15 protein-coding genes, 1 tRNA gene and 3 pseudogenes are annotated in these 21,345 nt (G+C 63.6%); 12 read left to right on the top strand and 7 right to left on the bottom strand.

The features are described 5' to 3' along the window. Positions 1-2 precede the first annotated feature (2 nt). The 4 genes and pseudogenes from AB3X98_RS25900 to AB3X98_RS25885 form a co-directional block, all read right to left on the bottom strand. Positions 3-1,499 (bottom strand): DASS family sodium-coupled anion symporter, encoded by a 1,497-nt coding sequence (locus tag AB3X98_RS25900; protein WP_368602876.1) that lies wholly within the window; start codon positions 1,497-1,499, stop codon positions 3-5. 293 nt (positions 1,500-1,792) lie between these two features. Then, positions 1,793-2,122: a hypothetical protein gene (locus tag AB3X98_RS25895; protein ID WP_069266244.1), complete on the bottom strand. Its 330-nt coding sequence runs from the start codon at positions 2,120-2,122 to the stop codon at positions 1,793-1,795. A 172-nt stretch (positions 2,123-2,294) separates the two neighbouring features. After that, entirely contained in the window at positions 2,295-2,978 is a 684-nt protein-coding gene (locus AB3X98_RS25890; RefSeq protein WP_368602877.1) for a DJ-1/PfpI family protein, read from the bottom strand. A gap of 227 nt (positions 2,979-3,205) precedes the next feature. After that, positions 3,206-3,568: pseudogene (locus AB3X98_RS25885) on the bottom strand (carboxymuconolactone decarboxylase family protein); the annotation flags it as partial. 11 nt (positions 3,569-3,579) lie between these two features. Here AB3X98_RS25885 and AB3X98_RS25880 point away from each other — a divergent pair. The 3 genes and pseudogenes from AB3X98_RS25880 to AB3X98_RS25870 form a co-directional block, all read left to right on the top strand. Further along, positions 3,580-4,190 (top strand): annotated as a pseudogene (locus AB3X98_RS25880) (PLP-dependent aminotransferase family protein); the annotation flags it as partial. 504 nt (positions 4,191-4,694) lie between these two features. Continuing rightward, positions 4,695-5,144 (top strand): HU family DNA-binding protein, encoded by a 450-nt coding sequence (locus AB3X98_RS25875; protein ID WP_069266248.1) that lies wholly within the window; start codon positions 4,695-4,697, stop codon positions 5,142-5,144. Between the two features lie 255 nt (positions 5,145-5,399). Beyond that, positions 5,400-6,299 (top strand): LysR substrate-binding domain-containing protein, encoded by a 900-nt coding sequence (locus AB3X98_RS25870; protein WP_368602878.1) that lies wholly within the window; start codon positions 5,400-5,402, stop codon positions 6,297-6,299. Positions 6,300-6,529: 230 nt separating this feature from the next. On the opposite strand, the gene AB3X98_RS25865 is transcribed toward AB3X98_RS25870, so the two are convergent. Both AB3X98_RS25865 and AB3X98_RS25860 read right to left on the bottom strand, forming a co-directional pair. Further along, positions 6,530-7,723, bottom strand: a complete 1,194-nt coding sequence (locus AB3X98_RS25865) for a porin (protein ID WP_368602879.1) — start codon at positions 7,721-7,723, stop codon at positions 6,530-6,532. Positions 7,724-7,943: 220 nt separating this feature from the next. After that, on the bottom strand, positions 7,944-9,350 hold the full coding sequence (locus tag AB3X98_RS25860) for a YihY/virulence factor BrkB family protein (RefSeq protein ID WP_368602880.1): 1,407 nt from the start codon (positions 9,348-9,350) through the stop codon (positions 7,944-7,946). A 195-nt stretch (positions 9,351-9,545) separates the two neighbouring features. On the opposite strand from AB3X98_RS25860, the gene fdnG reads away from it, so the two are divergent. From fdnG to AB3X98_RS25815, 9 genes and pseudogenes are all read left to right on the top strand, one after another. Next, the gene (fdnG, locus tag AB3X98_RS25855) at positions 9,546-12,617 is read left to right on the top strand and encodes a formate dehydrogenase-N subunit alpha (RefSeq protein ID WP_342946436.1); all 3,072 of its coding nucleotides are present in this window, start codon (positions 9,546-9,548) and stop codon (positions 12,615-12,617) included. Between the two features lie 12 nt (positions 12,618-12,629). Further along, positions 12,630-13,565 carry a formate dehydrogenase subunit beta gene (fdxH, locus tag AB3X98_RS25850; protein ID WP_368602881.1) on the top strand — a complete coding sequence of 312 codons (936 nt, stop codon included), beginning with the start codon at positions 12,630-12,632 and terminating at the stop codon, positions 13,563-13,565. Next, entirely contained in the window at positions 13,552-14,178 is a 627-nt protein-coding gene (locus tag AB3X98_RS25845) for a formate dehydrogenase subunit gamma (RefSeq protein ID WP_069266254.1), read from the top strand. Before fdxH ends, AB3X98_RS25845 begins: the two co-directional genes overlap by 14 nt. Positions 14,179-14,305: 127 nt before the next feature. Then, entirely contained in the window at positions 14,306-15,238 is a 933-nt protein-coding gene (fdhE, locus tag AB3X98_RS25840) for a formate dehydrogenase accessory protein FdhE (RefSeq protein WP_368602882.1), read from the top strand. 15 nt (positions 15,239-15,253) lie between these two features. Next, on the top strand, positions 15,254-16,720 hold the full coding sequence (gene selA, locus AB3X98_RS25835; protein WP_368602883.1) for an L-seryl-tRNA(Sec) selenium transferase: 1,467 nt from the start codon (positions 15,254-15,256) through the stop codon (positions 16,718-16,720). Continuing rightward, positions 16,717-18,645, top strand: coding sequence for a selenocysteine-specific translation elongation factor (gene selB / locus AB3X98_RS25830; RefSeq protein WP_368602884.1), 1,929 nt, complete (start codon positions 16,717-16,719; stop codon positions 18,643-18,645). Before selA ends, selB begins: the two co-directional genes overlap by 4 nt. A gap of 46 nt (positions 18,646-18,691) precedes the next feature. Then, positions 18,692-18,787, top strand: a tRNA-Sec gene (locus AB3X98_RS25825). 37 nt (positions 18,788-18,824) lie between these two features. Beyond that, positions 18,825-18,935, top strand: a pseudogene (locus AB3X98_RS25820) (H-NS histone family protein); the annotation flags it as partial. 1,240 nt (positions 18,936-20,175) lie between these two features. Then, a complete protein-coding gene (locus AB3X98_RS25815; RefSeq protein ID WP_368602885.1) occupies positions 20,176-20,829 on the top strand; it encodes a TetR/AcrR family transcriptional regulator in 654 nt (217 codons plus the stop codon). A gap of 277 nt (positions 20,830-21,106) precedes the next feature. On the opposite strand, the gene AB3X98_RS25810 is transcribed toward AB3X98_RS25815, so the two are convergent. Further along, positions 21,107-21,328 (bottom strand): SDR family oxidoreductase, encoded by a 222-nt coding sequence (locus tag AB3X98_RS25810; protein WP_368603055.1) that lies wholly within the window; start codon positions 21,326-21,328, stop codon positions 21,107-21,109. Positions 21,329-21,345 lie beyond the last annotated feature (17 nt).

Genomic DNA, 21,345 nt, shown 5'->3' with positions numbered 1-21,345 from the left:
GTTCAGATCCAGCCCAGCCAGCGCCACCACGTCGCGGCGAACAGCAGCAACAACACATAGCCGACGACGGTCAGCACGATGCCCACGCGCGCAAACTGCTTCGCCGTGAACGTTTCGGTGGCGAGGCACACCATGTTTTGCGGCGCGTTGATCGGCAGGATGAAGCCGAAGCTCACCACGTAGCCGAGCAGCATGGTGAGACCGAGCCGGTTGAAGTCGCCCTGCATGGACTGCAGCACCGACACGAGAATCGGCAGCATCGCGGAGGTGAGCGCCGTTGCGCTCGCAAAACCGAGGTGGATGAGGATGAGGAAGGCCGAGAGAATCGCGAAGGCCATGAACGGCGTGGCGGTGTCGAGCCCCGTGTGATGCGCGACGAGGTCGCCGAGCCATTGGCCCGCTTTCGTCGTGAGCAGCGCCGTGCCGAGGCTGATGCCCACGCCGAACACGATCACCGTGCCCCACGGAATGCGGCTCTGCACGGTCTTCCAGTCCATCACGCCAAAGCGCGGCAACAGCAGCAGCACGAGCCCCACGTAAGTGACCGAAGTGGTGTCGAACGGGTGCAGCTTGCCTTCGGTCGCCCAGAAGAGCAGCAGGCCGATGGACACCCCGAGCAGGCGTTTCTGCGGGCCCGTCATGGGGCCGAGTTCGCGCAGCGAGGCTTCGACGGCTTCCTTGCCGCCCGCGATGGCATCGGCTTCGGGCGGCAGCATCTTCAGCACGATGAAGAGCAGCGCCGCCGACATCACGATCGCCCAGGGCGCGCCCGCAATGAGCCAGTCGAGCCACGTGACGCGCGCGCCGAGCATCTTGTCCATGAAGCCCACGGTCAGCAGATTCTGCGCGGCGGCGGTCTGGATGCCGACGTTCCAGATGCTCGTGGCTTGCGCGACCACGATCATGATGCCCGCCGCGATGTTCGAGCGCTTGTCGACGCCGAACGCCGAGATCACGCCCACCATGATCGGCACGACGCACGCGCTGCGCGCAGTGGCGCTCGGTACGACGAGCGAGAGCACGATGGTCACGGCGACCGCGCCGATCAGGATGCGCCGCGTGGTGGTGCCGATCAGCGAGAGCGTGACGAGCGCAATGCGCCGGTCGAGCCCGGTGACGGTCATCGCCGCGGAGATGAAGAGTGCGCCGGCCACGAGCGCGAGCGCGGAATTGGAGAAGCCCGCGAGCGCCATGCTGATGGCTTTGTTGGTGCCGTAATCGACAGCGGGGTTTTCGATGGTGGGCGCGGTGCCCACGAGAAACGCCATGAGCGACGTGATGATGATGGCGCTCGCTTCGTACGATACGGCTTCGGTGAGCCACACGACCACGGCGAACGCGAGGATGGCGAGCATGCGCTGGCCGGCGGGCGGGAGGCTATCGGGCAGGGGCAGCAGAAGCACGACGACGAGGGCGACCACGCCCGCGATCAGGCCCGCAGGTATGCCTTTTTTCTGCGGCGCGGCGCTCGCATTGGCGGCTGGCTGGGGTGCGTTCATGGCGATGACTCCCTGTTGGGCATGCACGCGGCATGGCTCGCGTGTCGCTTCTGGCAGAGCGCATGCAGCATCGAAAAGCGGCGGTGTGGCGGCTTGCGAACGAGTCAGCGCATTCGCATCGCGGATGGTACTGCCATTCGACTGATGAAGCGTTTAGTGTGTACAGCGGGAGCGCGCGAGCGCGAAGGCGGGGGAAGCGCAGCGTTGCAGCATGCTGAGGGTGATGCGGGCAAGCTGATGGTGAAGGCGTTTTAACCGGCAAAACAGCCGGTTAAAACGGCCGCTGACGCGAATTACTGGCTGGCGCCAGCAGCAGCGTTAGCTTTCTTCTGTGCGTCCTGCAGGTTCTGCGGATAGTTCGGGTCGTTCAGCGCCGGCTTGTAGCCTGCGTCTTCCAGCTTCTTCAACTCGGCATTGTTCTTCGCGCGGGCCTGCTTGCGTTCGGCCTTGCGCTGCGCTTTGGCTTGAGCTTTGGCCTGCGCCTTTTGTTCCTTGGTGAGCGGTTGCGAGGCCGTGGCGGCGGGTGCGCTGGCTTCCGTTTGCGCAAATGCCGGCGCGGCAACGCCGATCAGGAATGCGGCGGTCGCCGCGGCGAGAGTCAGCTTGCTGGTGGTGGAGCGCATTGATTCCCTTAATGGTTGATTTGAACGACTTACCCAGGTCTGGGAGGACGGGCGCAAACGACTGCGGCGCGCCCGTTGCTCAATGTAATCGATCCCCATCAAAGACGGTAGCAAGCGCTGACCCTGGCTTGCCGGTAATCGCAGTAGTTACCCCGGCGGCCTCAACGGGCGCTCAAGCACCGAGCTTCGCGGCCGCCGCCGCGACTACGCGTGCGCGTGCGGCGAGCGATGCGGCTGTCTGCGCGCGCAACCTTTCCACGATTGCACGCGGTGCGCTGGCGGGGTCGCCCGCATCGAACGGCGGCGCGGGCGCGTACTCGAGTTCGAGCTGGAGCGCCTGGGCGTCCTCGTCGCCGATCAGTTCGGCGGCGAGCGTCAATGCGAAATCGATACCCGCGGTGATGCCGCCGCCGGTCAGCACGTTCCCGTCGCGCACCACGCGCGCTTTCACGGGCAGCGCGCCGAGCGGCTCCAGCAGTTCGTGGAAGGCCCAGTGCGTGGTCGCGCGGCGTCCGCGCAGCAGCCCGGCCGCGCCGAGCACGAGCGCACCCGTGCAAACCGAAGTGACGTAGCGCGCCGTGCTCGCCTGGCGGCGCAGGAACGCGAGCGTCTCGTCGTCTGGAATCAGCTGGGAGACGCCGCTGCCGCCCGGCACGCAGATCACGTCGAGCGGCGGGCAGTCCTCGAAGGTCGTGTCGGGCGTGAGCATGAGGCCGGTGCTCGAGCGCACCGGGTCGAGCGTCTTCCAGATGAGCCGCGCGCGGGTGTCCGGCATCGAGGCGAGCACGTCGTATGGGCCGGTCAGGTCGAGCTGTTGAACGTTGGGGAAGACGAAAAATCCGATCTGCAGTGCCATGTGGTGTTCCCGGTCAAGGTTTGGCTGTCGAAAAGGCCGACGCCGTGTGCCGATGATTCGGGAATCACTGTAATCTCGCGCCGCTCCACAACCATGCCAAAAACCGCGCAAAAACTGCCAGCGGCGCGCGAGCCGCAATCGGAAAGCACTCGGTGATCGACACCCGCGCCGCGTTCAGTCGCCGCTTAATTTGCGGCAGCTGCAGCAGCGCGCTTGCTGCTTCGGACTCAAGCCGGCATCTTGCGGAACGTCACCGCGATGCGGTTCCAGCCGTTGATCGCGATGATCAGCAGCGTGAGGTCGGTGATCTCCTGGTCGCTGAAATGCGGCTTCACGCGTTCCCACACTTCGTCGGGTACGTGCGTTTGCGCGAGCAGCGTGACTGATTCGGTCCATTCGAGCGCCGCGCGCTCGCGCTCGGTGAAGAACGGGGTTTCGCGCCACACCGATACCGTAGCGAGCCGGCGATCGGTTTCGCCGCCTTTACGCGCATCAGCGGTGTGCATGTCCACGCAATAGGCGCAGCCGTTGATCTGCGAAGCGCGCAGGCGCACCAGTTCCGCGAGGGGCTTTTCAATCGAGCTTTTGCTCGCGCGCTCTACTCGGCGTTTCGCGCAAGACCACGCTCGACGTATTCGAACGGCTGCTCGCCGAAGGCTATCTGAAATCGCGGCGCGGCTCGGGCACTTTCGTGGCGCAGACGCTCGAACGCCTGCCCGCGCGCGAGCACGGTCATCCGAATCCGCAGATACGCGCGGCCACCGCGGCGATCACTTCTGCGCGTACCGGGAAGGTGCCGCGCGTGGCGCGCAGGCGCAAGCCGAGGCGCTGCACGGTTCGTTGCCGCGCCTCGATACGCGGCTCGCCTGCGATTTCGCGGGCGGTGTCACCGACAAGTCGCGCTTTCCCTTCGACGTCTGGCGGCGCTGCATCAACGACGCGCTGCGCGTGCAGGCGCGCGGTTTCGGCATGTATCGCGATCCGGCGGGCGAGGAGAAGCTGCGCCTTGCGGTGTCGCGCTATCTCGCTTTCAACCGCGCGGTGCAGGGCATCTGGCAGGACGTGATCGTCACGCAGGGCGCGCAGCAGGCGCTCGATCTGCTCGCGCGCAACATCTTTGCCGCATTGGGCGCGAAGGTCGTGCCGGTGCCGGTGGATCACGACGGGCTCGTCGTCGCGCGGCTGCCGAAAGCGGCGCGGCTCGTGTACGTGCTCGACGCTGCCGCGGTGGCGCAGGCCGCGCGCCGCGCGTCGATCGGCCTGCATCCGCTCGCGCCGTTTCATCTCGAAGCGCCTGTGCAGAGCGGTTTTCTTTTCGGTTACGGTGGGGTCGACGCCGAGCGTATCGACGCCGCGCTGACATCGCTCGCCACGCTGCTGCGCACGCTTTGACTGCATTTTGCCGTCGCGGCGACACCGGCATGGCAGCCGAAATCGCGAAAAAACGCCATACGTGTGGCGCTTTCCTGTCGAACGCGCCGTGCGCTGCGCCCCACCGAAGCGTATCGTCCGTCGGTGATCCGGCTGCGCCAGGTGCACGTTTACCCCTGTAAACAGGCGTCAAAATGTGTTCGAGAGTCAGCGCTGCGCAACAAAATCGTAACGACAATGCAAAAGCTTCACGCAAAACGCTTGCGCGTATGTAGAATCCGCCGTTGAAGCACGTGCATTCCGCAGTGCTTCTTCGATTCACTGACCAACACTGGTAGGAGAAACATGCCGACTTCCGCAAAGAAAGTGGCCGCAAAAAAGGCAGCTGCCCCGGCCAAGAAGGTTGCCGCAAAGAAAGCGCCCGCCACCAAGACGGCCGCAGCTAAGAAGGTCGCCGTGAAGGCGTCCGGCGTACCGACGCCGATCAAGGACACCTTCACGAAGGCCTCGCTGGCTACCCACGTCGCTGAACGTGCAGGCGTCGAGCCGAAGGCTGCCAAGGCCGTGCTCGCCGCGCTGGAAGACACGATCCTCGGTTCGGTCCACAAGAAGGGCGCTGGCGAATTCACGCTGTCGGGCCTTCTGAAGATCGTCGTCCAGGCCGTGCCGGCGAAGAAGAAGCGCTTCGGCAAGGATCCGTTCACGGGTGAAGAGCGCTGGTTCCCGGCGAAGCCCGCATCGGTCCGCATCAAGGCGCGCGCCCTGAAGAAGCTGAAGGACGCAGCAGCAGCCTGATTGCGCTGATTGCGCTTGAAGCCGCGACCTTCGGGTAGCGGTTACCTGTCAGTACCAAAAAATCCCCGTTGGCGTCGAGCTCACGGGGATTTTTCATTTGGTGCGTGCAATGCGCACAGAACATGCATATCTATGCTCTGATGTTATGGTCAGGTATCCGGTATGATGTCCCTGTGTTAGAGGCATCAGTGTCATTCATGTCGTACGAAAACGATGTCGTAGACCCGCTAATTTAAATTTCCATAGCATAGTGTTATGCAGGCAACCGACCTCAGTTTGCGGCAGGTGGAAGCGTTTCGCGCGCTGATGCACTGGGGTACCGTCACGCGCGCGGCACAGGCGCTCGGCATTTCTCAGCCTGCGGTGAGCCGTTTGCTTGCCGACTTCGAAGCCAGGATGGGGTTCGCGCTTTTCGAGCGGCGCCAGGGGCGTTTGCTGCCGACCGTCGAGGCCCATACGCTGCAAGATGAAGTCGAGCGCGCGTTCTTCGGCTTCGAGCGCGTGGCTCAGGCGGCCGCGCAGATTCGCGCACAACGGCGCGGGGTCGTGCGCGTTGCCGCTTCAGCGGATCTTTGCGCCGACTTCCTGCCGCGCGTGGCCGCCGCGTTTGCAAGCGAGCACGAAGGCGTCGATTTCGAACTGCTGACTGGCGAAGCCGCCGGGATTGCCGAGCGCGTGGCGGCGCAACGCTGCGATCTCGGTTTCGTCGCGCAAGCCGTCGCGCATCCTGGCGCGCGTCTCGAGTATCTGGGTGAATGGCCGCTGCGCTGCATCGTGCCGCGCGGACACCGGCTTGCGCGCAAACGCGTGATTCATGCGCAAGACTGCGCGGGCGAACGCTTCATTTCGTTTGCCGCGGCGAGCGAGGCGCGCCTCTCCATCGACCGGCTCTTTGCCGAATGCGGGGTGGTGCGCGAGCCCGGCGTCGAAGCGGCGCTCGCGCAATCGGTCGTGGCGATAGTGGAAGCGGGGATGGGCATCGCGCTCGTCGACGCGCTGACCGCCCAGCACGCGAGCGCACGGGTGAGCGTGAAACGCTTCACGCCCACGCTGTCGAGCGCGCTCCATGTCGTGCGCGGCGCACAGCGCGCGGCGACGGCGCTCAGCGACGCGTTCGTGTGGCACGCCGCAGCCGCGCTGGCGCGGCTGCGCTGAGCCTTTCGCTCGTGTAAAAGGCGTGTAAACGGCGCAAGTTGTGGCGTTGCGTGAGAACACCCTGGAGGATCGCTTCTAAAACCCGGCGGCCATAAAAAAACCAGCCAGGGCTTGCGCCCGAGGCTGGTTTGTGCAGCGTGTAGGTTTTAGCTGCGCGGTCTCGCTCGCTTCGCCGGATTGGCTCGTCAGCCAGTTCCGGCGCCGGGCCGAAGCCCGGAGTAAAGCGTTGCTTAGAACTTGTGGCGGATGCCCAGGCTGACCAGGGTCTGCGAGCTCGAAGCCGAGTTGAAGCCGTACGAACCGATCGATGCGCCGGCTGCCGTGCCTGCCGGTTCGCCCGGTTGCTGGCCGTTGGCGTGCTGCCATGCGGCGACGCCGTACAGGTCGGTGCGCTTCGACAGATTGTAGTCCGCGCCGATCGAAACCTGGTTGTACGTGTTCGACGAGTCGCCAGCACCGTGCGTCCAAGTGTAGCCGAGGCCGAGCAGCAGGGCCGGGTTCAGCTGGTAGCCGAAGAAGCCAGCGGCGACGTTGTAACGCTGGGTCGAAGAGAACGTCGAGTAGCCGTCAGGACGGATTTGAACGTTGCTGTAACGTGCGCCGAACGTGAACGGGCCAGCGACGTATTGCGCAGCGATCGCAGCGGTGCCAACCGACTTGGCCGACGCGTAGGCTTCGTTGATCTGGCTGTCGAACATGGCGCCCGAGGTTGCGCCCGAAGCCCAGCCCACCGTGCTCACGCCGTTGGACGTCGTCGTACGCGCAGCGAGCGACGACGCGTTGTCCATGCGGAAGTAGCCAGCAGCGACGTTGAACGAACCGATGCCGTACGTAGCCGCTGCGCCCCAGCTCTGACCCGAGCCCGTTGCGCCAGCCACGCCGCCCAGAGCGTACATGCCTTCGAACTGGAAGCCTTGGAGAACCGGCGAGACGTACTTGATGCCGCTGTTCGTACGCGAGCTGTTATCGTTGTTGTCGACGTCGCCCGGCGTTGTGAACGTGCTGCCGAAATAGTTGTCCGCGGTCAGCGGCTGAACCATGTCGACCAGCGGGTCGTACTGGCGGCCGAGAGTGATCGTGCCGAACTGGTCGTGCGTCAGGCCGACATAGGCTTGACGGCCGAACATCAGGCCACCCTGACCGAGCTTGCCGTTGTTGATGTCAAAGCCGTTTTCCAATTGGAAAATCGCCTTCAGGCCGCCGCCCAGATCTTCCGTACCCTTCAGGCCCCAGCGGTTGCCCGACAGGTTGCCACCGGCGAGGCCGACCAGGTTTGCATTCTTGTTGTTGGCGTCCATCGTGTTGTGGGCCCACTGGATCGATTCGTCGATCACCCCATAGAGGGTCACGCTGCTTTGAGCGTGCGCGGTGCCTGCTGCGGCCAAGAGGGCCAGCGAGAGGGTCGAGAGAGCGACTCGTTTCATTCTGTTTTCTCCACGCAGAAATTGTGTAGTTGTTGCGCGTTGGAGAATAACGCAGCAGGCCAGGCGACCTGAAATGAAAAAATAAAGATTGTCGCGAAAACCTGACACCGGCCAGAATCCCTTGTCAGGCGGGGACTCCGTCCATTATGCCGTTTCAAGAAATATTGGATTGTTGATCGAGCATTATTGTTGGTTTTGATAAAAGTTCCGTAAACAGCCGTTATTTTTGCGCCTTGTTGCGACCTTTGGTAGCAGCCTTAATCGGCGCGGCGGCATGGGGGTGGCGGCGCCTGCCGGCGGTTGTCATGGCGAGCGCCGCGCTCGCGACGAACAGCACCGAACCCCACGGATGGCGCTTCACATAGCGGTCGGCGGCGGCGACCGTGCGGCCCGCGTGAACCAGCGTGAGCGCGGCCGCGTAGGTGGCGCTGTCTTCCATGCGCACGACCGAACGGCGGATATGCAATCCCGATTTCAGCCTCCCGAATGGGCCACCATGCGCGCTCGCGCGCCGAATCGCGCCGAGCGGGGTTTCCGATAGTGTCGATTTGTCTGCCGAAACAGCTGCCGCCAGCGCCGCAGGCATTGCCGGGGCGGCTGCGCCACCGTTTCCGATCGGCACGGCCTGCGGCGCCGACGCAGCGGGGCGGTCCCCACGCTTCGTGTCGTGCCGCGCGACGATGGTAGAGGCGGCGAGCACCGAGGCCAGCTTGGCGCGGCTGCCGGGCGGCGTTTCCTCGAGGAAACCCCAAGCGCCGCGCGGATCGTGCATACGCCCGCGCGCGGCCGAGAATTCCGCGCCCAGCAGGAGCACGGCCGCTGAAAAATAGAGCCACATGAGCAGCACCGCGAGCGAGCCGGCGGCGCCGAAGGCCGTTGCCATGCCCGCGTGCGCGAGATAGAGCGCGAACAGCTTCTTGCCCGCCGAGAACAGCACCGCCGCGACGACGCCGCCCACCATCGCGTCGCGCCAGCGCACGTCGGCGTCTGGCAGGAAGCGCAGCAGGGCGCCGAAGGCGACGGCCAGCACTACGAGGCCCACGGCAAGCTGCATCAGGTTGCCGATGACCACATAAGGGGAATTGCCCCAGAGCCACTGACCGACGAACGTAATAGCCGTGTCGAGCACGAGCGAGACGATCAGCAGGAACGCGACGCCCAGCACGAGGCTGAACGAAATGAGCCGCACGCGCACGAGCGCCATCACGCTGGAGGGACGCTGCCCGTCCGGCGGCCAGACGATGTTCAGCGCGGAATTGAGCGAGGAGAAGGTTGCGGACGCGCCGATCACGAGCAGGGCGAGCGAGATGATCGCCGCGACGCCGCCCTTGCCGCCCGCCCGATGCGCGTTCTGCACGATGGTGGTGATGCCCGCGGCCGCGTCGTCGCCGAGCACGTTGTGGACCTGGCGGAAGAGTTCGCCGCGCGCGGCATCGACGCCGTAGAACCAGCCCGCCACGGCAATCACCATCACGAGCGTCGGCGCGAGCGAAAACGCCGAATAGAACGCGATGCTCGCCGCGAGCGACGGGCAGCGATTGGCGATGAACTGGCGCAACGCGCCCACCACCCACGACGCTTCCTTGCGTGCGGCGGACTGCAGTCGTTCGGTGGAAAGCGTTGACATGATGGTGCGCCCCGCGGTGGTGCTTCAGTGGTTCGTTTTCGTCACAAAGATGGTTCATTCGCCATTCGATATTAGCAAGCGCGGTTCCCGGGCGAGCTCGCGCTGTACGCGCGTAACGCTCGCGAGCATCCAGCGCGATCCGTCTCCCAAAACGTCTTATACTGAAAAAACCCACAATCAAGCCGAGGACGAATCATGCTGCAGATGTCCCGGCGCCAGTTCCTCAAGGTCACGGCAACATCGCTGGCGGGTTCCAGCCTCGCGTTGATGGGTTTCGCGCCCGACAACGCACTTGCCGAGGTCCGACAATACAAACTGGCGCGCACCACTGAAACCCGCAATACCTGCCCGTACTGCTCGGTTGGCTGCGGGATCCTCATGTACGGTCTCGGCGATGGCGCGAAGAATGCTACGACGAGCATCATCCATATCGAGGGCGATCCCGATCACCCCGTCAATCGCGGCACGCTGTGCCCGAAGGGCGCGAGTCTGATCGATTTCATTCATAGCGAGAGCCGCCTCAAGTATCCCGAGTACCGGGCGGCCGGCTCGAACGAGTGGAAGCGCATTTCGTGGGATGACGCGCTCGACCGGATCGCGAAGCTGTTGAAGGAAGATCGCGACGCGAACTTCGTCGAGAAGACCGCCGACGGCAAGACTGTGAACCGCTGGTTGACCACGGGCATGCTGGCCGCATCGGCAGGCAGCAACGAAGTCGGCTATCTCACGCACAAAGTGGCCCGCAGCATGGGCCTGCTCGCATTCGACAACCAGGCGCGTGTCTGACACGGCCCGACGGTGGCAGGTCTTGCCCCGACGTTTGGCCGTGGAGCGATGACGAACCATTGGGTCGACATTCGCAATGCGGACGTGATTCTGGTGATGGGCGGCAATGCGGCCGAGGCGCATCCGTGCGGCTTCAAGTGGGTCACGGAGGCAAAGGCGCACCGCGGTGCACGGCTCATCGTGGTGGATCCGCGCTTCACGCGCACCGCATCGGTCGCAGACTTCTACGCGCCGATCCGCACCGGCACGGACGTCGCGTTCCTCGGCGCGGTGATCAACTATTTACTCACCAACGACAAGATCCAGCACGAGTACGTGAAGAACTACACGGACTTCTCGTTCATCGTGCGCGAAGACTACGCGTTCAACGACGGCATTTTTTCGGGCTACGATCCGCAAAAGCATTCGTACCCGGACAAGTCGTCGTGGAACTACGAGCTCGGCGACGACGGCTTCGTGAAGACCGACGACACGCTGCAGAATCCGCGCTGCGTGTACCAGCTGCTCAAGCAGCATTACTCGCGCTACACGCCGGAAATGGTCGAGAAAGTGTGCGGCACGCCGAAGGACAAATTCCTCAAGGTGTGCGAAATGCTCGCGACCACCGCCGTGCCGGGCCGCGCGGGCACGATCCTGTATGCGCTCGGCTGGACCCATCACTCGATCGGCTCGCAGAATATTCGCACCGGCGCGATGGTGCAGCTCCTGCTCGGCAACATCGGCATTGCGGGCGGCGGCATGAACGCGCTGCGCGGCCACTCGAACATCCAGGGGCTGACGGACCTCGGGCTCATGTCGAACCTGCTCACGGGTTACATGACGCTGCCGTCCGAAGCGGAGCAGGACTACGACGACTACATCAAGAAGCGCGCGTCGCAGCCCATGCGGCCGAACCAGCTCAGTTACTGGCAGCATTACGGCGCGTTCTTCGTGAGCTTCATGAAATCGTGGTGGGGCGACGCGGCGACGAAGGACAACAACTGGGGCTACGACTGGCTGCCCAAGCTCGACAAGCCGTACGACCTGCTGCAGACCATCGAGCTGATGAATCAGGGCAAGGTCAACGGCTATATCTGCCAGGGCTTCAACGTCCTCGCTTCTTCCCCGAACAAGGCCAAGACCGTCTCGGCGCTCAGCAAGCTCAAGTGGCTCGTGATCATGGACCCGCTCGCCATCGAGACTGCCGAGTTCTGGAAGAAGTACGGCGACTATAACGATGTCGATCCGACTTCGATTCAGACCGAAGTGTTCCGTTTGCCCACCACGTGCTTTGCGGAAGAAAACGGCTCGCTCGTGAGTTCGAGCCGCGTGCTCCAGTGGCACTGGAAGGGTGCGGAGCCGCCGGGCGAGGCGAAGAGCGACCTCGAGATCATGTCGGGCCTGTTCCTGCGCGTACGCGCCGCGTATCAGAAGGACGGCGGCAAGCTGCCCGATCCGATAGTCAAGCTCGACTGGCCGTATTCGGATCCCGCGAGCCCCACGCCGGAGGAACTGGCGAGGGAGTACAACGGCCGCGCGCTCGCCGACCAGACCGACGCGAAAGATCCGACCAAGGTGCTCGTGAAGAAGGGCGAGCAGCTCTCGGCGTTCGCGCAGTTGAAGGACGATGGCACGACCGCGAGCGGCTGCTGGATTTTCTGCGGCGCGTGGACCCAGGCGGGCAACCAGATGGGTCGCCGCGACAATGACGACCCCACGGGTATCGGGCAGACGCTCAACTGGGCCTGGGCGTGGCCGGCGAACCGGCGCGTGCTGTACAACCGTGCCTCATGCGACGTGGCGGGCAAGCCCTTCGATCCCACCCGCAAGCTGATTGCCTGGAACGGCAGCGCATGGAGGGGTGCGGACATACCCGACTTCAAAGCCGATGAGGCACCCGATCAGGGCATGGGGCCGTTCATCATGAACCCCGAGGGCGTGGCGCGTTTCTTCGCCCGCGACGGCATGAACGAAGGTCCGTTCCCTGAGCATTACGAACCGTTCGAGAATCCGCTCGGCTATAACCCGTTCCACCCGAACAACCCGCTCGCCACGAGCAATCCGGCGGCGCGCGTGTTCCCCGACGACCGCAAGACGTTTGGAACCGCGCAGCAGTTCCCGCATGTGGCGACCACGTACCGGCTCACCGAGCACTTCCACTTCTGGACGAAGCACGCTCGGCTGAACGCGATCATTCAGCCGCAGCAGTTCGTCGAGATCGGCGAGGCGCTCGCGAAGGAGGTGGGCGTGGTGGCGGGCGAGCGCGTGAAGGTGTCGAGCAATCGCGGCTATCTGATCGCGGTGGCGGTCGTCACCAAGCGCATCAAGCCGTTGACCATCGAGGGCAAGACCGTGCATCAGGTTGGCGTACCGCTGCACTGGGGCTTCAAGGGGCTCACGCACCCGGGCTATCTGACGAATACACTCACGCCACCCGTGGGCGACGGCAATTCGCAGACGCCCGAGTTCAAGTCGTTCCTCGTGAAGGTCGAAAAGGCATAAGGGGGCGACGACATGGCATGGCAATCACTTGACGTCAAACGCCTCTCCGCGACTACCTCGGAGCCACCCGGCGTGCGCGAGCCGGTGACTGGCACGGTCGCGAAGCTCATCGACGTTTCCAAATGCATCGGCTGCAAGGCGTGTCAGACCGCGTGCATGGAGTGGAACGATCTGCGTGACGAAATCGGTATCAATACGGGCGTCTACGACAATCCGCACGATCTGACCGAGCACTCGTGGACCGTGATGCGCTTCACGGAATACGAGAACTCGCAGGGCAACCTCGAATGGCTGATCCGCAAGGACGGCTGCATGCATTGCGAGGACCCGGGCTGTTTGAAGGCGTGTCCCTCGCCGGGCGCGATCGTGCAATATACAAATGGCATCGTCGACTTCCACCAGGAAAACTGCATCGGCTGCGGCAATTGCATTACCGGCTGCCCGTTCAATATTCCTCGCATGTCGAGCGAACGCCGCGTCTACAAATGCACGCTCTGCTCGGACCGCGTGGCCGTGGGGCAGGAGCCCGCGTGCGTGAAGACCTGCCCGACCGGTGCGATCGTTTTCGGCACCAAAGAAGACATGAAGCAGCACGCGGCCGAGCGCATCGTGGACCTCAAGGAGCGCGGCTTCGAGAACGCCGGGCTTTATGATCCGCCGGGCGTGAGCGGCACGCACGTGATGTACGTGCTGCATCACGCGGACCGGCCGTCGCTCTATGCCGGACTGCCCCAGGATCCGCACATCAGCCCGATGGTGCGGATCTGGAAGGGCGTGGCCAAGCCGATTGGGCTCGCCATCATGGCGTTCACCGCACTGGCCGGTTTCTTCCATTACACGCGGGTCGGCCCGAACGAAGTGACGGCTGAAGACGAAGCCGCGGCGCGCGAAGAGGCGCGGCGCATGCGTGGCGAACCACCGGAGGAGCGCGGCGATGAAAGACGATGAACCGCAACTGATCGAGCGCTATACGCCCAACGAGCGCAGCAACCACTGGATCACCGCAATCTGCTTCATCCTGCTTGCGCTCTCGGGCCTCGCGATGTTTCACCCGGCCATGGCATTTTTGTACGCGGTACTCGGCGGTGGCCAGTGGACGCGCATTCTGCACCCGTTCATCGGCGTGGTGATGTTCGTCTCGTTCCTGATCCTTGCGCTGCGCTTCTGGCATCACAACTATCTGGACAAGGACGACATCCAGTGGATGAAACAGATGGGCGACGTGCTCAACAACCGCGAAGACAGGCTGCCCGAGATCGGTCGCTACAATGCGGGCCAGAAGCTGTTATTCTTTGTGATGGTGGTTTGCCTCGTGCTGTTGCTCTTGAGCGGCATCGTGATCTGGCGGCGATATTTTTCGGTCTACTTTCCGATCGAAATTATCCGGCTCTCAGCGTTGGTGCATGCGGTAGCGGCATTCGTGTTGATCTGCGGCATCATCATTCATATTTATGCAGCCATATGGGTGAAGGGGTCGATCGGCGCGATGACGCGCGGTTACGTCACCTGGGGCTGGGCGAGAAAGCATCATCCGCGCTGGTTCCGCGAGAGCATCAAGTAACGCACAGGCTGCGCGCCGCCTGCCGCGCCGTTTGGCGAAGGCAGTGGCGGCGCGAGCGGCAAACCGCCGGCGCCCGCGAGGGCACGGCGGTTTTTTCTTCGTGAAGCCGTTCTGGAGTCGACCCGTCGTGACGCAACGCATTCTCGACCCGCAGCAAATCGAATCGCTCGATCCTTCGGCCATTCCGCGCATTCGTCTGCCCGAACGGGTCGCCTTTTTCAGCACGCGCGCCGTGCGCCTGCGGCATCTTGCGGACCACAATCCCATTGGCGGCTACGTGCGGCTCATGGCGGCGCTCGTCGATGCGCAGCAGGAGGCGCTAGAACATTGCAGCGCCTCCATGCCTTCGCGCGAAGCGATTACGAACGCGCAGCATCACTCCATGCCGATCCTGCCGGCGCTTTCGGGCGAGCGTGATCCGCAATGGCGCGCCGTGCTATTGCGCCTTGCCGATCGGGTCGAAGCGGCAGGAGCGGTTGCGCCTGCGCTCGCGAAGGTGCTGGGCGACCTGCGCGCCATGAACGAAGGGCAACTCGATGCCCAGGCCGATGCGGTTCTCGCCCAGCGCTACACCGAAGTCGCGCCCGCCACCGCGCCGTTCATCATGGCCGCGCTGCAGGTGGTGTGGACCGACCTCGCGAGCCGCATCGACGTACGCGACGTGCCTTATGTCGATGCGCCAGGCGTCTGTCCCGTGTGCGGATCGCCGCCCGTTGCCAGCATCGTGCGCATTGGCGGCGTGTATCAGGGCTACCGGTTTGCGCAGTGCGGCCTCTGCGGCACCGAGGCTCACGTGGTGCGCGTGAAGTGCACGAACTGCGATTCGACCAAGGGCATTGCGTATCACGGCATCGAAGGCAGCAATGCCGCACTCAAGGCCGAATCGTGCGACGAATGCCATACGTACCGCAAGATCGGCTATCAGGAGAAGGACCTCGATTTCGAGCCGCTCGCGGACGACCTGGCGAGCCTCACGCTCGATCTGCTGATGAGCGACGCGGGCTACCGTCGCGCGAGCCCGAATCCGTTGCTATGGCCCGAAGTGCCGGGCGACCAGTAAGGAGCCGCGCACGCCATGAGTGAAGCCGTGGGACAAGCAGCGGAGCACGATGCGCACGCCCTGCATGTGCTGCTCGCGAAAATGCCGGCGGTCGAGCGCGTGATTGCCTCGGAGCAAGCGCAGCCGCTGATCGCTCAGTACGGACGCACCCAGGTGATCGACGCGATTCGCGCCACGCAGGACGGCTGGCGTCGCGATGTGCGAGCTGGCGTTCTGGCGCATGAAAACAAGGATGCCGAACCATTTTCATTGGAACGCGTGATCGAGGCGACCACGCAACGGTTGGCCGAACGCGCGCAAAGCCGCCTGCGTTCCGTCTTCAATCTCACGGGCACGGTGCTGCACACGAATCTCGGCCGCGCGCTGCTGCCCGACGAGGCCGTGAAAGCGGTGGTGCAGGCGCTCACGCAACCCGCAAACCTCGAATTCGATCTCGCGAGCGGCAAGCGCGGTGACCGCGACGACCTCATCGACTCGCTGATCTGCGAACTGACGGGGGCAGAAGCCGCGACCGTCGTGAACAACAACGCGGCGGCCGTGTTGCTGCTGTTGAGCGCACTCGCCAATCGGAAGGAGGTCGTCGTTTCGCGCGGCGAACTGGTCGAGATCGGCGGGGCATTTCGCATTCCCGACATCATGAGCCGGGCGGGCGCACGCTTACGCGAGATCGGCACGACGAACCGAACGCATCTCAAGGATTACGAAGCGGCGATCAACGCGCACACCGCGCTCCTGATGAAAGTCCATTGCAGCAACTACGCGATCAGTGGCTTTACAAAGAGTGTCGAACTCGATGAACTCGCGCCGCTGGCGCGTCAGCACAGCCTGCCCGTAGCGGTCGATCTGGGCAGCGGAACGCTCGTCGATCTCGCGCAGTGGGGCTTGCCGGCCGAGCCTACGGTGCGCGCGACCGTGGAAGCGGGCGCGGACCTCGTTACCTTCAGCGGCGACAAGCTGCTGGGCGGCCCGCAGGCGGGACTGATCGTCGGTCGCAAGGAATTGATTGCGAAGATCAAGAAGCACCCGCTCAAGCGCGCGTTGCGGGTCGGCAAGCTCACGCTCGCTGCGCTCGAGCCCGTATTGCGGCTCTATCGAGCGCCCGAATTCCTGCAGGAACGGCTCACTACGCTGCGCCTGCTCACGCGGCCCGCCCTGCAAATGCAAGAGGCCGCGCAGCGCGCGCTGCCCCCGTTTCAGCGCGCCATAGGCGAAGCGTATGCGGCGAGCGTCGAGCCGATGTTCAGCCAGATCGGTAGCGGCGCACTGCCCGTAGACGTGCTGCCGAGCAGCGGGCTCGTCGTGCGCCATGCGGGGAAGGGCGGCAGTGGCCGTGCGCTGCTCAGGCTCGAACGCGCCTTGCGCGAACTGCCGCGTCCCGTGATCGGCCGTATTGCCGACGACGCCCTGCGCCTGGACCTGCGCTGCCTCGAACACGCGGACGAAGAGGCGTTCGTGGCGCAACTCGCGGAGCTGCGTCTGTGATCGTCGGCACGGCGGGTCACATCGACCACGGCAAGACCACGCTGGTCCGCGCGTTGACCGGCGTCGATACCGACCGCCTGAAAGAAGAGAAGGCGCGCGGCATTTCGATCGAACTGGGTTATGCGTACCTGCCGCTCGCCAACGGCGACGTGCTGGGCTTCATCGACGTGCCCGGCCACGAGAAGCTCGTCCATACGATGGCGGCTGGTGCGTGCGGCATCGACTTGGCGCTGCTCGTGATTGCGGCCGACGACGGCGTGATGCCGCAAACGCGCGAGCATCTCGCCATTCTGCAACTGCTGGGCGTGCAGCAAGGCGCCATCGCGCTGACCAGGTGCGATCGCGTGGATGCGGCGCAACTCGACGCCGTGCGTGCCGAAATCGCCGCGTGGCTTGCTGACACGATGCTTGCGGACGCACCCGTATTCGAGACCAATGCCACGCAGCCGCATGACGAAGGCGTGGCGCGCCTCGACGCCTGGTTGCGCGAGCGCGCGAGTACATGGCGGGCGCGACGAGACGATGGACTCTTTCGCCTCGCCGTGGATCGCGTATTTACGCTGACGGGCCAGGGGACGGTGGTGACGGGTACCGTATTCGCCGGGCGCGTACAGGCGGGCGACGCGCTCGTGCTCGCACCTGCCGGCACGCCTGTGCGCGTGCGTGGTCTGCATGCGCAGAACCGAGCGGTACAGGCCGGCGATGCGGGCCACGCCGGCCAGCGTTGCGCGCTCAATCTCGCGGGCATCGACAAAGAGCAAATTGAGCGCGGCGACTGGATCGTCGATGCGCGGCTGGCCGAGCCGGCCGTGCGTCTCGATGTCGAACTGCAGTTGCTCGACGACGCGGGTATCACGTTGCAGCACTGGTCGCCGCTGCATGTGCATCTCGGCACGACGCATCGCGTGGCGAACGTTGCGTTGCTCGAAGGCGAAACGCTCGCGCCGGGCGCGGCTGCCCGAGTGCAGCTCGTCTTCGAAGTGCCGTTGCACGCGTTGCCGGGGGACCGCTTCATTGTCCGCAACGCGCAGGCAAACCACACCATAGGTGGCGGGCGTGTGCTCGATCCATTCGGTCCGTCGCGGCGGCGCCGGACGCCAGAACGGCGTGCCTGGCTCGACGCGTTGCGCACATGGCTCGACGAAGCGAGCCTGGCGCCGCTGATCGAAGAAGCGCCGCGTGGCATTGCGCGCGCGACGTTGACGCAGTTGACCGGTTACGACGACGCTGCGCTCGCTTTGCCCGCCGATGCGATTTCCATCGTACCGCAAGGACGCGACGACGAAGGCGCGGTGATCGCACACGCGCACTGGTCGAGGCTCACCGAACGCATTGTCGAGGCGCTCGCCGAGTTTCATGCGCGCTCGCCCGATGAGCAGGGGCCGGACGCGGCACGGTTGCGCCGCATGGCGGCGCCGCTCGTGAGCGATGCGGTGTGGCGCGCCGCGATCGAAGCGCTCGAGCGCGAGGGGCGCGTGGCACGCAGCGGGCCGTGGCTGCATCTGCCGTCACACGCGGTGACGCTCGACGCCGAAGACGAAGCGCTCGCCGCGCGCCTCATGCCGCTGCTCGCACAAGGGCGTTTCGATCCGCCGTGGGTGCGGGATCTCGCGCGTGAGACGCGGCAGCCGGAAGAGAAGGTGCGTGCGCTGCTGCGCAAGCTTGCGCGCCTGGGTATGGTGTATCAGGTCGTGCGCGATCTCTTCTACGATCGCGACATGGTGCAGACGCTCGCGCGTGCCGTCGCACAGATTGCCGCGGAGCAGGGCGGTGCGGTCAACGCCGCGGCGTTTCGCGACGCCACGGCATTGGGCCGCAAACGTGCGATCCAGATTCTGGAGTACTTCGACCGCGTTGGATATACTCGCTTTCAGCGCGATACGCATCTGCTACGGCACGACAGCCGGATGCGCGAATGGTTGTAGGCACATCGATATGTGCGTGTGGTTGCAGGTGGTTGGGTTTCACGAAGGAAGGCATTCGTATCCGGTGGTACGGCCGGGCTTCAAACCCGGTTGGGGGCGTCAGCCGCTCCCGGGTCAGTTCGACTCTGGCTGCCTTCCGCCATATGGGCCTTACGGCCTGGTCCGATATCTTTGTCGTGGCTCCCAAATATCGCGACCCGAAGACGGGCGCAACCTGGTCTGGCAGGGGGCGTGCGCCCCACTGGATCAAGGACGTGAAAAATCGCGACAGGTACCTGATTCGTGATTGACGCCAGGCAGAAAAAAGCCGGCGCGGTAGCGGGCGGCAAGCTTGGAGACCGAGGGGCTCAGATAAATAAACTCCGTTACATGAAGCGGCAGTTTGTGAAGCGCCGGTCTTGCAAACATCACTTGAGCTGCGGGAAGCGTCGTGGGACGAGGCTCTGTGACGGGTTTCCCTATCGCGATGCTGCTAGGGGCCGCTCCGTCGACTCGATGACCCTGATCACCCTGAGGGGCCCTTCGACGCGGCGTAACCTCTGTGGCCGTTTTCGTGGGCTCAGCTGACATACAGATGTCTGCCTGAAAATTCAGATGAATGGCAAGAAATTGTCGAGACCGTCAGTAGACCGTTGACACACGCTTCTATGATGCATGGGTTTATTCCATACGCATGGCGCGTGCTTCTGGACACTATCGTTAAAAATCGCACGACGATTCAGCGACGCAGAAGGGAAGCGGATACGGACGAATGTTGACGAACGTGAGATGCGTCCCGGCGGTCGCAATTGCCTCTAGAGCAAAATCAGCCGGTGCGCATTGACGGCCGTTTGGTCGCAGGAGGATATACATACCAACGGCCGTCATCGTGTCTGAAGAACATAATTTCGAGCGGCACAGTCCCAGTCAGTCTGGAAGACCTCGCGAAGACGCAACGCGCTTCTCCCGAAGCCGTATTGCTCAAACGCGACCGCGTTAGATGTACCGGTGATGCCGGAGTTGGCGCAAGCCACTTGTCGATCAGGTTACGCAAGGATTTCTCGCTGAGGCTCATCGCGACCTCCATGGATACATCAAGCATTCACAGGCGCGACTACCAACGTCGCCCGTCCTCGACTGTGTCTTATCGAACGTGGAACGGGGTTGGCTGCGTCACCAACGTGCGCGACGGAGAAATGCGTGGCCGATGGAAGGTCGGCGTCAGGCAATCTCTAACATTGGTCGCATGACTGATTTATACAGTCATGCGACCAATAAATCAAGATTCTCGGCAACCGGGAAACTACGGACTTGTCTGTCTATTGGTAGTATTTCGGACGTGTAGATTGAGAACCGGTCGGTTGTCTGGTAATTATTGGTCGTTTGACGTTATTATCTGAGCACGGAGCAGTGACGGATCTCCCTATTGAGGGCGGTAATCAACCGTGGTACGCCGTGGGTCGTGCCCCATCAAGGCAGTCATCGCTCGGCGGTGCAGCTGCGTCGACCGCCGTACCCGGACAACTGGCAATCAGCTAGGAGTGTTCATAAGTGAAACAGGTCGCGATCAACTTGGCTGGCAGGAAAGTGGAGCCCGACGAGCCGAAGCGCCGCGGTAACAGGACAACGCGAACTCCGGAAATCCTCGAGGCGGCGATCGATGTACTCGCAAAGTACGGTAACGTCGGTTTCGCTCTCCGGCGCGTTGCCAGTGAGGTAGGTATTCACCTGGCCACTTTGCAGCACTACTTCCCGAGCAGGGAAGACTTGTTGCGGGCGGCGATGGAAGAGGTCGCGACGCGATACCTGACGCTGTATCAAAGTTTGGTCAAGGACGATGAACGGTCGCCTGAGGTTCGGCTCGACGCCATAGTGGACGTCGCCTTTGATGAGTTGACCAAACCTGGTACCCACATTGCCCCGTTTTGTCTCGAAGGATGGAGCATGGGCGAGCGCGAAGAGTTTGCCCGGGCCCTGGTGGCTAGGTTTAACCGTCAGTTTCAGGAAACATTTGCGAGCCTGGTAGGGAACATCAACCCGTCGCTTACGCCTCAAGAATGCGCGCTTCGCGGTCGTCTGCTTTATTCACATATGGCGGGACTGATTGTCCTCGTTCGCCCAGTACGCGGAAGCTCGGCCGACATTGAAGCGCTTCGTGCAGCGACGAAGGTTGTATGGAGAGCACTCAGCGCCGCCCCACAATAGGTTGACGTGCACCCGACGCTAACAACCAGACTTCCCCTATAGCTGCGCCGAATGCGAGAGACGATCTAGACGTGTCGATTCAGCCGACACCGCCGGCTCACTCTGCTGTGAGAACCTGATATCCCGACGGGTTGCGATGCATTTCGCGACGAGCGGACGGAACTCGAGCCTGCTGCGATCCATCTTCAGAGGTTCGGCGGAGTTACGGGTTAGCGATTGAGCAGCGTCAAAGTGGTGCGGACCAAAGAGGTGTCACACCATAGTGAGAGCAGATAGGCTAACCTTGGCGATAGGCGGGAGCCCCCATCATCGCACCGGTGACCCCACCGTCAACATAGAGTTCGGTAGCTTGCACATACGATGACTCACTAGAGCAGAGAAAGAGCACGACCTCTGCGACCTCTTCTGCCTCACCCAGTGGGACGGATCGCGTCGCGAACTCATGGACGGCTGGAATGAGCGCCGCGTCTGCTACAGTTCGCCAGAACGGAGTTCGAATGCTCCGTCCGAATACCG

It is taken from the genome of Paraburkholderia sp. BR14312, assembly GCF_040948675.1.
Taxonomy (GTDB): domain Bacteria; phylum Pseudomonadota; class Gammaproteobacteria; order Burkholderiales; family Burkholderiaceae; genus Paraburkholderia; species Paraburkholderia nodosa_A.
Note: the sequence above shows the minus strand (reverse complement) of the source record. Positions and strands in the feature narration are given on the sequence as shown.

Bases quoted from the DNA above. Each gene is read 5' to 3' on its own strand.
- AB3X98_RS25845 (WP_069266254.1), top strand. From the start codon at position 13,552: ATGAAAGACGATGAACCGCAACTGATCGAGCGCTATACGCCCAACGAG.
- AB3X98_RS25870 (WP_368602878.1), top strand. From the start codon at position 5,400: ATGCAGGCAACCGACCTCAGTTTGCGGCAGGTGGAAGCGTTTCGCGCG.
- AB3X98_RS25900 (WP_368602876.1), bottom strand. From the start codon at position 1,499: ATGAACGCACCCCAGCCAGCCGCCAATGCGAGCGCCGCGCCGCAGAAA.
- fdxH (WP_368602881.1), top strand. From the start codon at position 12,630: ATGGCATGGCAATCACTTGACGTCAAACGCCTCTCCGCGACTACCTCG.
- AB3X98_RS25895 (WP_069266244.1), bottom strand. From the start codon at position 2,122: ATGCGCTCCACCACCAGCAAGCTGACTCTCGCCGCGGCGACCGCCGCA.
- AB3X98_RS25865 (WP_368602879.1), bottom strand. From the start codon at position 7,723: ATGAAACGAGTCGCTCTCTCGACCCTCTCGCTGGCCCTCTTGGCCGCA.
- selA (WP_368602883.1), top strand. From the start codon at position 15,254: ATGAGTGAAGCCGTGGGACAAGCAGCGGAGCACGATGCGCACGCCCTG.
- AB3X98_RS25860 (WP_368602880.1), bottom strand. From the start codon at position 9,350: ATGTCAACGCTTTCCACCGAACGACTGCAGTCCGCCGCACGCAAGGAA.
- AB3X98_RS25890 (WP_368602877.1), bottom strand. From the start codon at position 2,978: ATGGCACTGCAGATCGGATTTTTCGTCTTCCCCAACGTTCAACAGCTC.
- AB3X98_RS25875 (WP_069266248.1), top strand. From the start codon at position 4,695: ATGCCGACTTCCGCAAAGAAAGTGGCCGCAAAAAAGGCAGCTGCCCCG.